Source organism: Rhodococcus sp. SJ-2 (assembly GCF_053750035.1).
Genome location: NZ_CM132340.1, coordinates 4,358,974 through 4,372,602 on the forward strand (window position 1 = coordinate 4,358,974; position 13,629 = coordinate 4,372,602).

General features: G+C 65.0%; 12 protein-coding genes. 9 read left to right on the forward strand and 3 right to left on the reverse strand.

Features of this window, described 5'->3' with window-relative positions; all coding sequences use genetic code 11:
• The first annotated feature begins 18 nt into the window (after positions 1 to 18).
• From tig to clpX, 4 genes are all read left to right on the forward strand, one after another.
• Positions 19 to 1,407, forward strand: a complete 1,389-nt coding sequence (gene tig / locus ACSYG9_RS20445; protein WP_440124223.1) for a trigger factor — start codon at positions 19 to 21, stop codon at positions 1,405 to 1,407.
• 149 nt (positions 1,408 to 1,556) lie between these two features.
• Positions 1,557 to 2,144, forward strand: a complete 588-nt coding sequence (locus ACSYG9_RS20450) for an ATP-dependent Clp protease proteolytic subunit (protein WP_241996794.1) — start codon at positions 1,557 to 1,559, stop codon at positions 2,142 to 2,144.
• A 49-nt stretch (positions 2,145 to 2,193) separates the two neighbouring features.
• On the forward strand, positions 2,194 to 2,856 hold the full coding sequence (locus tag ACSYG9_RS20455) for an ATP-dependent Clp protease proteolytic subunit (RefSeq protein ID WP_054716287.1): 663 nt from the start codon (positions 2,194 to 2,196) through the stop codon (positions 2,854 to 2,856).
• 228 nt (positions 2,857 to 3,084) lie between these two features.
• Positions 3,085 to 4,362, forward strand: a complete 1,278-nt coding sequence (gene clpX, locus ACSYG9_RS20460; RefSeq protein WP_132470664.1) for an ATP-dependent Clp protease ATP-binding subunit ClpX — start codon at positions 3,085 to 3,087, stop codon at positions 4,360 to 4,362.
• A 72-nt stretch (positions 4,363 to 4,434) separates the two neighbouring features.
• Here clpX and ACSYG9_RS20465 read toward each other — a convergent pair whose 3' ends face one another.
• The 3 genes from ACSYG9_RS20465 to ACSYG9_RS20475 form a co-directional block, all read right to left on the reverse strand.
• On the reverse strand, positions 4,435 to 5,904 hold the full coding sequence (locus ACSYG9_RS20465; protein ID WP_440124225.1) for an adenylate/guanylate cyclase domain-containing protein: 1,470 nt from the start codon (positions 5,902 to 5,904) through the stop codon (positions 4,435 to 4,437).
• A gap of 121 nt (positions 5,905 to 6,025) precedes the next feature.
• Entirely contained in the window at positions 6,026 to 6,769 is a 744-nt protein-coding gene (locus ACSYG9_RS20470) for an SDR family NAD(P)-dependent oxidoreductase (protein WP_454839747.1), read from the reverse strand.
• A gap of 24 nt (positions 6,770 to 6,793) precedes the next feature.
• Positions 6,794 to 7,717 carry a 3-oxoacyl-ACP reductase gene (locus tag ACSYG9_RS20475; protein WP_454839748.1) on the reverse strand — a complete coding sequence of 308 codons (924 nt, stop codon included), beginning with the start codon at positions 7,715 to 7,717 and terminating at the stop codon, positions 6,794 to 6,796.
• Positions 7,718 to 7,943: 226 nt separating this feature from the next.
• On the opposite strand from ACSYG9_RS20475, the gene ACSYG9_RS20480 reads away from it, so the two are divergent.
• The 5 genes from ACSYG9_RS20480 (at position 7,944) to ACSYG9_RS20500 (ending at position 13,596) form a co-directional block, all read left to right on the forward strand.
• A complete protein-coding gene (locus ACSYG9_RS20480) occupies positions 7,944 to 8,549 on the forward strand; it encodes a TetR family transcriptional regulator (protein ID WP_440124228.1) in 606 nt (201 codons plus the stop codon).
• A gap of 127 nt (positions 8,550 to 8,676) precedes the next feature.
• Positions 8,677 to 9,840 carry a steroid 3-ketoacyl-CoA thiolase gene (locus ACSYG9_RS20485; RefSeq protein ID WP_440124229.1) on the forward strand — a complete coding sequence of 388 codons (1,164 nt, stop codon included), beginning with the start codon at positions 8,677 to 8,679 and terminating at the stop codon, positions 9,838 to 9,840.
• A 37-nt stretch (positions 9,841 to 9,877) separates the two neighbouring features.
• Complete coding sequence (locus tag ACSYG9_RS20490) at positions 9,878 to 12,067, forward strand: acyl-CoA dehydrogenase family protein (protein WP_440124230.1); 2,190 nt, start codon at positions 9,878 to 9,880, stop codon at positions 12,065 to 12,067.
• A 6-nt stretch (positions 12,068 to 12,073) separates the two neighbouring features.
• Positions 12,074 to 12,943 carry a MaoC/PaaZ C-terminal domain-containing protein gene (locus ACSYG9_RS20495; RefSeq protein WP_440124231.1) on the forward strand — a complete coding sequence of 290 codons (870 nt, stop codon included), beginning with the start codon at positions 12,074 to 12,076 and terminating at the stop codon, positions 12,941 to 12,943.
• Positions 12,940 to 13,596 (forward strand): PaaI family thioesterase, encoded by a 657-nt coding sequence (locus ACSYG9_RS20500; protein WP_054717212.1) that lies wholly within the window; start codon positions 12,940 to 12,942, stop codon positions 13,594 to 13,596. The genes ACSYG9_RS20495 and ACSYG9_RS20500 overlap by 4 nt, the downstream gene beginning before the upstream one ends.
• Positions 13,597 to 13,629: the final 33 nt, after the last annotated feature.

Here is a 13,629-nt window from a genome sequence, read left to right on the forward strand (position 1 = left end):
GCACGACAAGAAGGAGTCATGTCCGTGAAGAGCACCGTCGAGCAGCTGAGCCCGACGCGAGTCCGTATCAACGTTGAGGTGCCCTTCGAGGAGCTCCAGCCTGATTTCGACCGCGCCTTCAAGTCCCTCGCAGGTCAGGTGCGGATCCCCGGATTCCGTCCCGGCAAGGCCCCGCGCAAGATCCTCGAGGCTCGCGTCGGTCGCGGTGCGGTGCTCGAGCAGGTTGTCAACGACGCGATCCAGTCGCGCTACTCCGAGGCAGTGACCACAAACGAGGTCAAGGCCATCGGTCAGCCGGAGATCGACATCACGAAGCTCGAGGACAACGTCGAACTCGTCTTCGCTGCCGAGGTCGACGTACGCCCCGAGGTCACCCTCCCCGACTTCTCCGAGATCGCGGTCACCGTCGATCCCGTCGAGATCTCCGACGAGGACATCGAGGAGCAGCTGCTGTCGCTGCGGCAGCGTTTCGGAACGCTCACCGGTGTCGAGCGCGCTGTGCAGGACGGCGACTTCGTGTCGATCGACCTGTCGGCCACTGTCGACGGCGAAGAGGTCACCGAAGCTGCCACAGAGGGTCTGTCCCACGAGGTCGGCTCCGGCCAGCTCATCGAGGGCCTCGACGAAGCTGTCGTCGGGCTCGAGGCCGGCGGGTCGAAGGAGTTCACCTCCACGCTCGTCGCAGGTGAGTACGCGGGCAAGGAAGCCGTCGTCACCGTCAAGGTGAACACGGTCAAGGAACGCGAGCTTCCCGCTGAGGACGACGAGTTCGCCCAGCTCGCGAGCGAGTTCGACACCCTCGACGAACTGAAGGCAGACCTGCGTGAGCGTGTCGGCCGCGTCAAGCAGGTCGAGCAGGCAGGTCAGATCCGCGACAAGGTGCTCGAAGAGCTTCTCGAGAAGGTCGAGGTGCCGCTGCCCGAGGCAGTCGTTCAGGCCGAGATCGACAGTGCCCTGCACGACGCGATTCACGAACTCGACCACGACGAGGCCGAGCTCGACAAGCTGCTCGAGGCCCAGGGTTCGAGCCGCGAAGAGTTCGACAAGGAAGCTCGCGAGTCGGCAGAGCGGTCCGTCAAGACCCAGCTGCTCCTCGATGCGATTGCCGAGTCGGAGAACACGACGGTCGAGCAGGAAGAGCTGACCGAGCGGATCTTCTTCCAGGCGCAGCGCTACGGCATCCCGCCGGAGCAGTTCATCCAGCAGATCAGCCAGGCCAACCAGCTCGGCGCGATCTTCGCGGACGTTCGTCGCGGCAAGGCTCTCGGCACGGTCGTCGACCGTGTCGAGGTCACCGACACCACCGGCGCGACCGTCGACACCTCCGAGCTCTTCGGTGGCGCGAAGGCCGACTCGGACGCAGCTGCCGAGGACGCCGAGGCGACCGAGGAGAAGGCATCCGAGTAGTCGGATCTTTTCCGCTTTGAGCGAAGAAGGGCGGCACCGGGCATCCGGTGCCGCCCTGTTTCGTTACTGTCAATGACAGCAATCCACGATTGACGAGAAGGCAGGTACCCGTGACTCCTCAGAATCCGGCGACATCCATCGGTCCGACGATGACCTCGGCCACCGCTGGGCTGAACCTCAGCGACTCGGTGTACGAACGCCTGCTCCGCGAGCGCATCATCTTCCTCGGCACCCAGGTCGACGACGACATCGCCAACAAGCTCTGCGCGCAGATCCTGTTGCTGTCGGCGGAAGACCCGACCCGCGACATCTCGCTGTACATCAACTCCCCGGGTGGTTCGGTCACCTCGGGCATGGCGATCTACGACACGATGAAGTTCGTGGAGTGCGATGTGGCGACCTTTGCGATGGGTCTGGCTGCGTCGATGGGGCAGTTCCTCCTCTCGGCAGGAACCAAAGGCAAGCGTTACGCTCTGCCGCACGCGCGGATCATGATGCATCAGCCGTCCGCCGGTATCGGTGGTACTGCCAGCGATATCGCCATCATGGCCGAGCAGTTCGCACACACCAAGCGTGAGATGGCCGAGCTGATCGCCGAGCACACCGGGCAGACCGTCGAGCAGATCACCCTCGACTCGGACCGCGACCGCTGGTTCACGGCACAGCAGGCACTCGAATACGGCTTCGTCGACCACGTCGTCGCGCGGGCCCAGCAGGCCGGCGGCACGTCGAACTAGTCCACGAGGCCCCGACCCGCTCCACGTCCCACACTTTCTTGGAGAAGCGATGACCAACATGTTCGATCCGCGCCAGCTCGGCGGCCAGGCCCCGAATTCACCGGCGAGCCGTTACATCCTCCCGTCGTTCATCGAGCACTCGAGCTACGGCGTCAAGGAATCCAACCCGTACAACAAGCTCTTCGAAGAGCGCATCATCTTCCTGGGAGTCCAGGTCGACGACGCGTCCGCGAACGACGTCATGGCTCAGCTGCTCGTGCTCGAGTCGCTCGATCCCGACCGCGACATCACCATGTACATCAATTCGCCCGGTGGTTCGTTCACGTCGCTGATGGCGATCTACGACACCATGCAGTACGTCCGCGCCGACATCACTACTGTGTGCCTCGGTCAGGCGGCCTCGGCGGCAGCCGTGCTGCTCGCGGCAGGGACCCCGGGTAAGCGCCTTGCGCTGCCGAACGCCCGCGTGCTCATCCACCAGCCGGCCACCGGCGGCATCCAGGGTCAGGTCTCCGACCTCGAGATCCAGGCCGCAGAGATCGAGCGTATGCGCCGCTTGATGGAAACGACGCTGGCCAAGCACACCGGTAAGGATCCCGAACAGATTCGCAAGGACACCGATCGGGACAAGATCCTCACGGCAGCCGAGGCGGTCGAGTACGGTCTGATCGACAACGTGCTCGAATACCGCAAGTTGTCTGCTCAGGCATAGTCACGCCCGGCCCGGTCGAACCCCCTGAGTGTGTTCGGCCGGGCCGTTGTGCAGGGTGTGAGCTGCGCCCCTGTCGGCGCGCACAAATATGACCGGAAACGCGGAGAACCTGTCGACCCGCGTACCGAAGTCCGGGTACGGTCGATCAAAGGGCCCGCTCCCCGGGCCGGCGTTCGTCGACGGACACGGGATCGGTTGCACGCACACGAGGAAGTAGGGACCTGACAGATGGCACGTATCGGTGACGGCGGGGATCTGCTCAAGTGCTCGTTCTGCGGAAAGAGCCAGAAGCAGGTCAAGAAGCTCATAGCGGGCCCCGGGGTCTACATCTGCGACGAGTGCATCGACCTCTGCAACGAGATCATCGAAGAGGAACTTGCCGAAACCAGCGAGGTCAAGCTCGACGAACTGCCCAAGCCGGCCGAGATCCGGGAATTCCTCGACAATTATGTGATCGGCCAGGATTCTGCGAAGCGGTCGCTCGCAGTGGCCGTCTACAACCATTACAAGCGCATCCAGGCCGGTGACAAGACGCGTGATGCACGCGGTGAGTCGGTCGAACTCGCCAAGTCGAATATTCTTCTGCTCGGGCCCACCGGCTGTGGCAAGACCTACCTCGCCCAAACTCTCGCGAAGATGCTCAACGTGCCGTTCGCGATCGCCGATGCCACCGCTCTCACGGAGGCCGGATATGTCGGTGAAGACGTCGAGAACATCCTCCTCAAACTGATTCAGGCTGCCGACTACGACGTCAAGCGCGCCGAGACCGGCATCATCTACATCGACGAGGTCGACAAGATTGCGCGCAAGAGCGAGAACCCGTCGATCACTCGCGATGTGTCGGGCGAGGGTGTCCAGCAGGCACTGCTGAAGATCCTCGAGGGTACGCAGGCGTCGGTGCCACCGCAGGGCGGCCGCAAGCATCCGCATCAGGAGTTCATCCAGATCGACACCACGAATGTGCTGTTCATCGTCGCCGGTGCTTTTGCGGGTCTCGAGCGGATCGTTTCCGATCGAGTCGGCAAGCGGGGGATCGGTTTCGGCGCCGAGGTGCGGTCGAAGGCCGAGATCGACACCACCGATCACTTCGCCGACGTCATGCCGGAAGACCTGATCAAGTTCGGGCTCATACCCGAATTCATCGGTCGCCTGCCGATTGTCGCGTCGGTGACCAACCTCGACAAGGACTCGCTCGTCGAGATTCTGTCGGAGCCGAAGAACGCACTCGTCAAGCAATACGTGCGACTGTTCGAGATGGATGGGGTCGAGCTCGATTTCACCAGGGACGGACTCGAGGCCGTCGCCGACCAGGCGATCCTGCGCGGTACCGGTGCCCGCGGGCTTCGTGCAATCATCGAAGAGGTCCTGCTGCCGGTGATGTACGACATCCCGAGCCGCGATGATGTCGAGAAGGTTGTCATCACCGCAGAAACCGTGACCGACAACGTGCTTCCGACGATCGTGCCACGCAAGCCCGATCGCGAACGCCGCGACAAGAGCGCCTGACGCGCTCCCGGTTTCGACCGAGTACTGCCCCTGCGGCACCTGTCGGGGGCCGAGTTCCGCCCGAGTGGTCTGTCAGAATCGGCTGCGTCGGCCCGCAAGACGTGCGAGGTCACGAAGTATGCCGGGAGCCCGGTGGGCCATGGTGAGGACTGCGCGGTCGGAAAGGGACGTGCGGGGCGGCACCGCCGGATGTGTGGGCCGGGTCCGGTGCGTCGCGGTGAACATCTGAACCTGGCCAGGGACGCCCTTCAGCCGATGTCTGCCGAGGTCGGCGAAATCGATGTCGGCGCCGCTCGCGAGATCTCGCACGCTTTGGGAGCATCGCACCTGCCCGGGCCCGGCAGACGCGGCGATGCGGGCTCCGAGGTGCACCGTCATCCCGGTCAGCTCCGGGCCCGCGCGGGTGATCATCCCGACGTGCACACCGGATCGGACCGACAACCCGAGACCCGTCGTGCTCCGGATGATTCGGTGCGCACAGTGTATGGCTGCTGCCGGTCCGTCGAACACACTCAGAGTGCCGTCGCCCGCGATACCGACCAGCGCGCCCGAGCCTGCCTCGACCTCGACACGCACCAGTCTGTCGTGCGCGGCCAGCAAGGACGCGAAGTCGAGGTCGCCGATCTCCGCGAGTAGGTCGGTCGAGCGTACGACATCGGTGAACAGGACGGTGGCGAGGAAACGGTCCGCGTCGACAGGACGGATCGAACCGGTGGCGAGTTCCTCCACGTGGTCGAGTACTGGGATCAGCGCCTCGCCCAGGGTCGCGCCGGCGGGGATAGGAGGCAGGTCGTGGAACCGGCCCTTGGGGACGAGTTCGGCGACCCGGCGGACTGCGGCCCGGGCGAACAGACTGTCGGGCTGATGCAACACTTCCGTCGGACACTGGATGGACGGCAACGCCCACGCGTAATTCGCCCGGATTGCCCACTCGAGATGTTGTTGTGCGGTTGCCGGTGTGGCCGAACATCGTTCGAGCAGAGCCATGATGCGCCGGTTGTGCGGAACATCGAGGGCAGGGTGCGCCAGGGACGTGAGGTCGCCGTGGCCCCAGCGGGCGTACGCACCGCGATAGCAATCGACGAACCGGTCTCGTTGGGAGGTAGTCCACCCCGCAGGTGGATCCCCGTCGGAGACCAGGGCCTCGGACCAGGGTTCGGCCAGAATCAGTCCGGAAACCCGGTCGGGACATCGGGCGGCAGCCAGAGCGACTGCTCCGCAGGTGCTGGATGCTCCGACAAGGGTGGCCTGCGCGACTTCAGCGTCGTCGAGTACGGCGAGGACGTCGTGGGCCTGCTCCTCGAGTGTCGGGACGTGGTCGACGGGGTCGGACAGTCCGAATCCGCGGCGCTGGAAGAACAGCGAGCGCGCGAAGTTGGAGCAGCGTTCGAAGTTGTAGTGCAGGTGAGGGTCGGTCCACATCAGGTCCGGGTGCATCATGTCTTCGAAGAACCATGCCACGGGGTGCGTCCCCTCGCCCACGATCTGGTACGCCAGTGCGTGCCCGTCGCGCTGGACGTACCGCGTCACAGGCGGGTCCATGAGACAACGATAGTCTGCGAACCGCGGAAAACGAGGTCACGAACCCTGTCGAGTTCGTGACCTCGTCCGCCTCGGTGCGTTGGACTACCCGCCGCCGCGGACGCCTTTCGCCGCACACGCGTCAGCGCAGTTTGATGCTGCCGCCGTCGACCATCAGCGTTTGACCGGTCATGTACGACGCGTCATCGCTTGCGAGGAACACTGCGACACGCCCGATGTCGGACTCGGGGTCACCGAACCGGTGCAGCGGCGTCTTGGCGAGCAACACGTCCTCGACACCGGGATTGGCCTCGATGTACGCTTGCACACCTTCGGTCAAGGCCAGCGGCGAGATGAGATTGACGTTGATGTTGTCGGAGGCCCATTCGTTGGCAGCAACCCGGCTGATCCCGCGGATTGCTTCCTTGGCTGCGGCGTACGAGGCCTGCGTGACGTTACCGTCGATGCCGGCTCCGGACGCGAAGTTGATCACCGAACCCTGATTCGCGGCGAGTTCTGCGTGCGCCGCCTGCATGAGCCAGAGTGTCGGATAGAAGCCCGTGCCGAAGGACAGGTCGAACATCTCCTGCGTGGTCTCGAGCAGTGGTGCCTGACGGGACACGTGCGCGTTGTTGACGAGGACGTCGACTTTCCCGAATGCTTGGACTGCAGCATCGACAATCGTTGCGGCGCTGTTCTTCTGGGAAATATCTGTACTGATGAACTTTCCCGCGCCGCCGAGTTCGGTCTCGAGGTCGGCGCCCTTGGCTTCGTCGATGTCGACGAAGAGGACGTGAGCGCCCTCCTTGGTGAATGCTCGGACGATACCGCGACCGATACCACCGGCTCCGCCGGTGACGATCGCGACCTTCCCTGCAAGTCTCATGCCGTGCTCCTTCGGGTGAGGTGATCAGTCGACTGCGAGTGCGGCCTTCTCCAGTTCCGCGATGCTGTAGGCAGCGTACGTCTCGTACTTGCCGCGACCGGTGAAGTACGACGACAGCTGCTCATCGAGCTCTTCGACCGTGAACGCGGAACTTGCTGCGTCGAAACGATTCTCGACCTTCGGCGATGCCATGAGTGCGACCATCTTGCCGTAGACCACGAACACCTGGCCATTGATCTCGTGCGAGGCGGGGGAGGCGAGGTACGAGACGAGGGTTCCGACGCGCTCGGGTGCGAGCGGGTCGAGACCGGCATGCGCAGTGTCGGCGTCGCCGAATGCCTCGGCGGTCATAGCGGTCCGTGCGCGCGGGCAGATCGCGTTCGCGGTGACGCCGTAGCGGGAGAGTCCCTGGGCGGTGGACAGTGTCAGGGCGGTGATGCCGGCCTTGGCGGCCGAGTAGTTGGGCTGTCCGGCGGAGCCGAACAGGAAGGCTTCCGACGAGGTGTTGATGACGCGGCCGTACACGGGGCCGCCGGTCTCCTTGCTGGCTGCACGCCAGTGGACCGCAGCAGCGTGGGAGGTCGCGGCGTGACCCTTGAGATGCACGCGGATCACATCGTCCCAATCGGATTCTGTGAGGTTGAAGATCATCTTGTCGCGGATGATGCCTGCGTTGTTGACGAGGATGTCGAACGAGCCGAACGCCTTGACGGATTCCTCGACGAGGCGGCCACCGAGCGACCAGTCGGAGACGTCGCCGGTCACGGCGATGGCCTGTCCGCCTGCTGCAACGATCTCCTCCGCGACTGCGTGTGCAGCGTCGCCCATGTCGTTGACGACGACGGCGGCACCGGCGGCGGCAAGCGCGAGGGCCTCGGAGCGTCCGAGGCCGGCTCCGGCGCCGGTGACCACTGCGGCGCGTCCGGCGAGGCTGACAGATTCACCCATGGATGTCTCCCGTGTTCGATCGGTTCGGCTCCTTGGAAGCGGCTCCGAACCAGAATTAGTATTCATTCTAGTTTGCGCTCGGCCGACTCGGCAGGCGGATGCTGTCCCGCTGTACGGGAGTCGGCAGGCCTGCGGTTGCAGATCCTGCTGACCAGGACGGAATCGTCCGTGTCGTGTGTGCCGGATCTACTGTCGGGCTCCGTCCGGGCAGAGGAAGAGGTGAGGAATGCCCAGGCTCTCAGAGGTTCGTGACGCGGCCGAACCGAGTTCGATGGAGCAGCGCGCGCGGCACGGCCGCATCTTGAAGGCGGCCACCCAGCTCGGCGGGGAGAAAGAGCTCGAACGTGTCCAGATGCAGGAGGTCGCGAAGCTGGCCGGTGTCGCAATCGGCACGCTCTACCGCTACTTTCCGTCCAAGACCCACCTGTTCGTCGCGGTCATGGTCGATCAGATCGACCGCATGGGCAGCCAGCTCTCGAGGCGAGCAGTCGGTGGAACGACACCTCCCGAGGCGGTGTGTGACGCATTGCTACAGGCGACGCGAGCGTTGTTGCGTACGCCGCACCTCGCGACGGCCATGATCCAGTCGGCCGGAATGTCGAATGCGGCGACGATCCCTGATGTAGCGAGGATCGACCGGCTTTTCGACGGGTTGCTTCTCGATGCCGCGGGTATCGAAGAGCCGACGGTCCTGGACGCGACGGTGTTCAGGCTCGTCGTTGCGTTGTGGTTCGGGCTGGTGCAGTCGGCGCTCAATGGACGCACTTCGATCCCCGAGATCGAATCGGACCTGCGGATCGCATGCGATCGATTGCTCGGAGGACTCGTGTGAGGCGGGATCCCGGCCGCATCGATTCGCGTTGATGACCAGTGTGGTCTCGCTCGGTGGGACAATGCGGTTCTCCATCTCTCGGCAGAAATAGAATAAATTTCAGTATCGCCGAAAAGCAGGGAGTGACATGAACAACGTTGTCATCGTCGAAGCAGCACGGACGCCGATCGGTCGTCGCCGCGGCCAGCTTGCCGGGGTGCACCCCGCAGTGCTGCTGGGCGCTGCTCAGAAGGGAGTCCTGGAGCGGACCGGCCTGCCGGCCGAACAGGTCGGTCAGCTCGTCGGCGGTGCTGTGACCCAGGCCGGGGAGCAGTCCAACAACGTCACGCGACAAGCATGGCTGCACGCGGGGCTTCCGTACACGACCGCAGCGACCACCATCGATTGTGCGTGCAGCTCGTCGCAGCAAGCAGTGCACATGGTCGCAGGTCTGATCGCGTCCGGCCAGATCGACGCCGGAATCGGCTGCGGTGTCGAGGTGATGAGCCGGGTGTTCCTCGGTCAGGCCAACGCACCCGGCACCGGAAACCCCTACCCGGACGACTGGACGATCGACATGGGCGACCAGTTCACTTCTGCCGAACGGATCGCACAGTTGCGCGGCATCAAGCGCGAAGACGTCGACGCATTCGGCCTGGAGTCGCAGCGACGGGCGGCGCAGGCGTGGGCCGAGGGCCGGTTCGACCGCGAGATCGTTCCGGTCGAGGCGCCGGTCGTCACGAAGGAAGGCGAGCCCACCGGCGAGATCGCTACCGTCACCCGCGACGGCGGCCTCCGCGAGACGACCGCCGAAGGCTTGGCAGGTCTGAAACCGGTCATCGAAAACGGCATTCACACTGCCGGTAACTCGTCGCAGGTAAGCGACGGCGCGGCCGCAGTTCTCCTGATGAGCGAGGACAAGGCGCGCGAAGCCGGTCTGCGTCCGCGGGCCCGCATCCTCGCCTCCACGCTGGTCGGCTCGGACCCGTACTACCACCTCGACGGTCCCGTCACGTCGACCCAGGCTGTCCTCGAACGCACCGGGATGTCGTTGTCGGACATCGACATCGTCGAGATCAACGAAGCATTTGCCTCTGTCGTGCTCTCGTGGGCGCAGGTGCACAACGCGGATATGAGCAAGGTCAACGTCAACGGTGGTGCGATTGCCCTCGGTCACCCGGTCGGCTCCACCGGCTCGCGGTTGATCACCAGTGCCCTCCACGAGCTCGAGCGCTCCAACCGTTCGACCGCGCTGGTCACGATGTGCGCGGGTGGCGCGCTGTCCACCGCGACCATCATCGAACGCATCTAGCCGACCCGACTTTCTGCTCCTATCGAAGGACCCGTGAATGACCATTGGATTGAGTGACGACGATCGCGACCTCCGCGATTCCGTGCGCGGCTGGGCCGCACGTCACGCCACGCCCGAAGTGATCCGTGAAGCGGTCGAGGCAAAGGCCGAGGCCCGCCCCCCGTACTGGGCCTCGCTCGTCGGACTCGGCGTGCTCGGGCTGCATCTGCCCGAAGAGTTCGGCGGCGCAGGGTGTGGCCTCCTCGAAACGGCCATCGTCGTCGAGGAACTCGGACGCGCGATGGTGCCGGGTCCGTTCCTGCCGACCGTCGTGGTGTCCGCCGTCCTTCACAGGGGCGGACGTACCGACCGGCTCGCAGGCCTGGCCGATGGTTCACTGTTCGGCGGCCTCTCCCTGCAGCCCGGCGACCTGAAGATCGTCCGGGACGGCGACGACGTCGCACTGTCCGGTACGTCGAGTTATGTCCTCGGCGGCCAGGTCGCTGACGTCTTCCTGCTCGCAGCCGACGACGACGGCAGGCTCGTGTTCGTCGTCGTCGACCGTGACCGACTCGACGTGACCGACCTGCCCAGTTACGACGTCGTGCGACGCAACGCCGAGGTCTCGGTGGATGGACTGGTCCTTGCCGAGGGCGACGTCCTGACACTGGATCCGCAGCGCGTCGTCGACATCGCAGTCACACTGTTCGCAGCGGAGACGGCAGGTCTCGCCGACTGGGCGACCACCACAGCCGCCGACTATGCGCGTGTCCGCAGGCAGTTCGGCCGGGTCATCGGCCAGTTCCAGGGTGTCAAGCACACCGTTGCGCGGATGCTGAGTCTGACCGAGCAGTCCCGCGTCACCGCGTGGGACGCGGCCCGTGCACTCGGGGAGGACGTTTCGGAGAAGGAGGCGTCGCTCGCCGTCGCCGTCGCCGCGGCGACGGCGCTCGAGGCCGGTTTCCAGGTCACCAGGACGTGCATCCAGGTCCTGGGTGGCATCGGCTACACCTGGGAACACGACGCGCATCTCTACATGCGGCGGGCGCAGTCGCTGCGGATCCTGTCGGGCTCGACCGCATCGTGGAAGCGCCGGGTCGCGGCCCTGACCCTCGACGGAGTTCGCCGCGTACTGAGCATCGATCTACCGGCGGAGGCCGAGCAGATTCGGGCCGACGTTCGTGCGGAACTCGAGGCGGCGAAGGCTCTCGAAGGTGCTGAACAGAAGGCATACCTTGCCGAGAAGGGTTACACCACGCCGCATCTACCGGCGCCGTGGGGCAAGACGGCCGATGCCGTCACGCAGCTCGTCATCGCCGAGGAATTGCGCACCGCCGAGCTGACTCCGCACGACATGATCATCGGCAACTGGGTCGTCCCCACTCTGATCGCACACGGCAACGAGGAGCAGCTCGCACGATTCCTGCCCGGATCGTTGCGCGGCGACATCACCTGGTGCCAGTTGTTCTCCGAGCCTGGTGCCGGCTCCGACCTCGCCTCGCTGTCCACCAAAGCAGTGAAGGTGGACGGTGGTTGGAAGCTGAACGGTCAGAAGGTATGGACGTCGATGGCCCGAGTCGCGGACTGGGGTATCTGTTTGGCACGCACCGACGCGGATGCACCCAAGCACAAGGGCCTGTCCTATTTCCTGATCGACATCAGGAACACGAAGGGCCTCGACATTCGTCCGCTGCGTGAGATCACGGGCGAGGCGCTGTTCAACGAGGTGTTCTTCGACGACGTGTTCGTGCCCGACGAATGCCTGGTCGGCGAGCCTGGAGACGGATGGAAGCTGGCCCGCACCACCCTCGCGAACGAGCGGGTCTCCCTGTCGGTCGACTCTTCACTCGGCTCCGGTGGCGAGGCGCTCCTGACTCTCGCCTCGATGATTCCGGGAGGGCTGGACGACGAACAGCTCACCGTCCTGGGCAAGGTGCTGTGTGACGCCCAGAGTGGCGGGCTCATGGGATTACGCACCACGCTGCGCTCGCTCACCGGCGCGCAACCCGGCGCCGAGTCGTCGATCGCGAAACTCGTCGGTGTCGAGCACATCCAGCAGGTGTGGGAGGTTGCGATGGACTGGGCGGGCCCGTCGTCGCTGCTCGGCGAGCAGGACCGCTGGTCCAACACCCAGATGTTCCTGAACTCGCAGAACCTGTCCATCGCCGGTGGCACGACGAATGTCCAGCTCAACATCATCGGTGAGCGGATTCTCGGTTTGCCGCGCGACCCCGAACCCGGAAAGTGATCACCCATGCCGATTGATGTGAATGCCGCGCTGTCGGCAGAGCCCACCCTCCGCGAAGCGGCGTGGACCGAGCGCGATGTGATCCTCTACCACCTGGGCCTGGGTGCCGGGACCAACTCGATGGACTCCGCTGAGCTGCGCTGGGCATACGAGAAGGACCTGCAAGTGGTGCCGACCTTCGCGATGGTTGCAGGGCAGGGGGTCTCCGCGGGTCCTGCCAGGCCGGCGTCGATGAACCTGCCGGGCATCGACATCGACCTGCGCAAGATCCTGCACGGTGGGCAGTCCTTGACTGTGCACGCTCCGATCCCGGCGGCGGGCTCCGCGACCATCTCGTCGCGGGTGGCCGATGTGTGGGACAAGGGTAAGGCTGCCGTGATCGTCCTCGAACAGTCGGCACGCGGTGCTGACGGAAGTCCGCTGTGGACTTCCGCAATGCAGATCTGGGCACGTGGCGAAGGTGGTTTCGGTGGCGACTCCGGGCCGGAGTCGGCTGCGTCGGCGCCGGAACGTGCGGCCGACCAGATTCTGGTGACCCCGACCGGTACGGCGCAGGCATTGGTATACCGCCTCAGCGGTGACATGAACCCCCTGCACGCCGACCCGGCGTTTGCGAAGATGGCCGGCTTCGATCGGCCGATCCTTCACGGACTCGCTTCCTACGGAGTGGTGTGCAAGGCCGTCGTCGACGGGGTGCTCGCCGGGGATCCGACTCGGGTGCAGTCATTTTCGGTGCGCTTCGCCGGATCGCTGTACCCGGGGGAGACCATCGAGACCTCGGTGTGGCGCGACGGCGACACTCTCACGCTGTTGGCAACCTGCCCCGAGCGCGACGGGCAGCCGGTGCTCACGCACGCGACGATGGAGGTCCGATGAAGGTCGATCCCGATACACATCCCACAGTCGGCAACGCCCCCGACGGCACGGTACTGACCTCGGCGCCTCAGGATTCCGCGATGGACCGGGCCACCGCTGCCGCCCGACGTGTGGTCGACGCGCTGCTGCGCACCGATCGGGCCAACGCGAATCTCGAGCGGGTCGCGGAGGAGCTCGACAGTGTTGCCGTGCACCTCGAAGAACACGCACCGGAGGTGAAGGAGCGGCTGATCGACATGTGGCACGGAGAAGGCGTCACCCGGCACGATCCGGTCACCGGGCCGGAGAACGCGCTGGCACCGCCACTCGTTCTTGCCGGCCGCGAGGACGGGTGGGTCGAAGGGATCGTCGAGTTGACCTTCCCGTACCAGGGCCCTCCCGGACACGTCCACGGCGGTGTCGCCGCGTTGCTGATCGACCACACCCTGGGTGTCGCAAACGCGTGGGCCGGACGAAGCGGTGCCACTGCGCAGCTCAATGTCCGATACCACCGCCCGACCCCACTGTTCGAGCCGTTGACTGTTCGTGGCCGCCTGGTCGAAGAGAACGGTCGCAAGATCAACACTGTGGGTGAGATCGCGACTGCTGATGGCACGGTGTGCGTGTCCGTCGAGGCGCTCTTCATCGACAAGACGGTTCCTCGTCCTCGCTGAGAGGACGTCACCTGGGTAGATCACCGACATCGG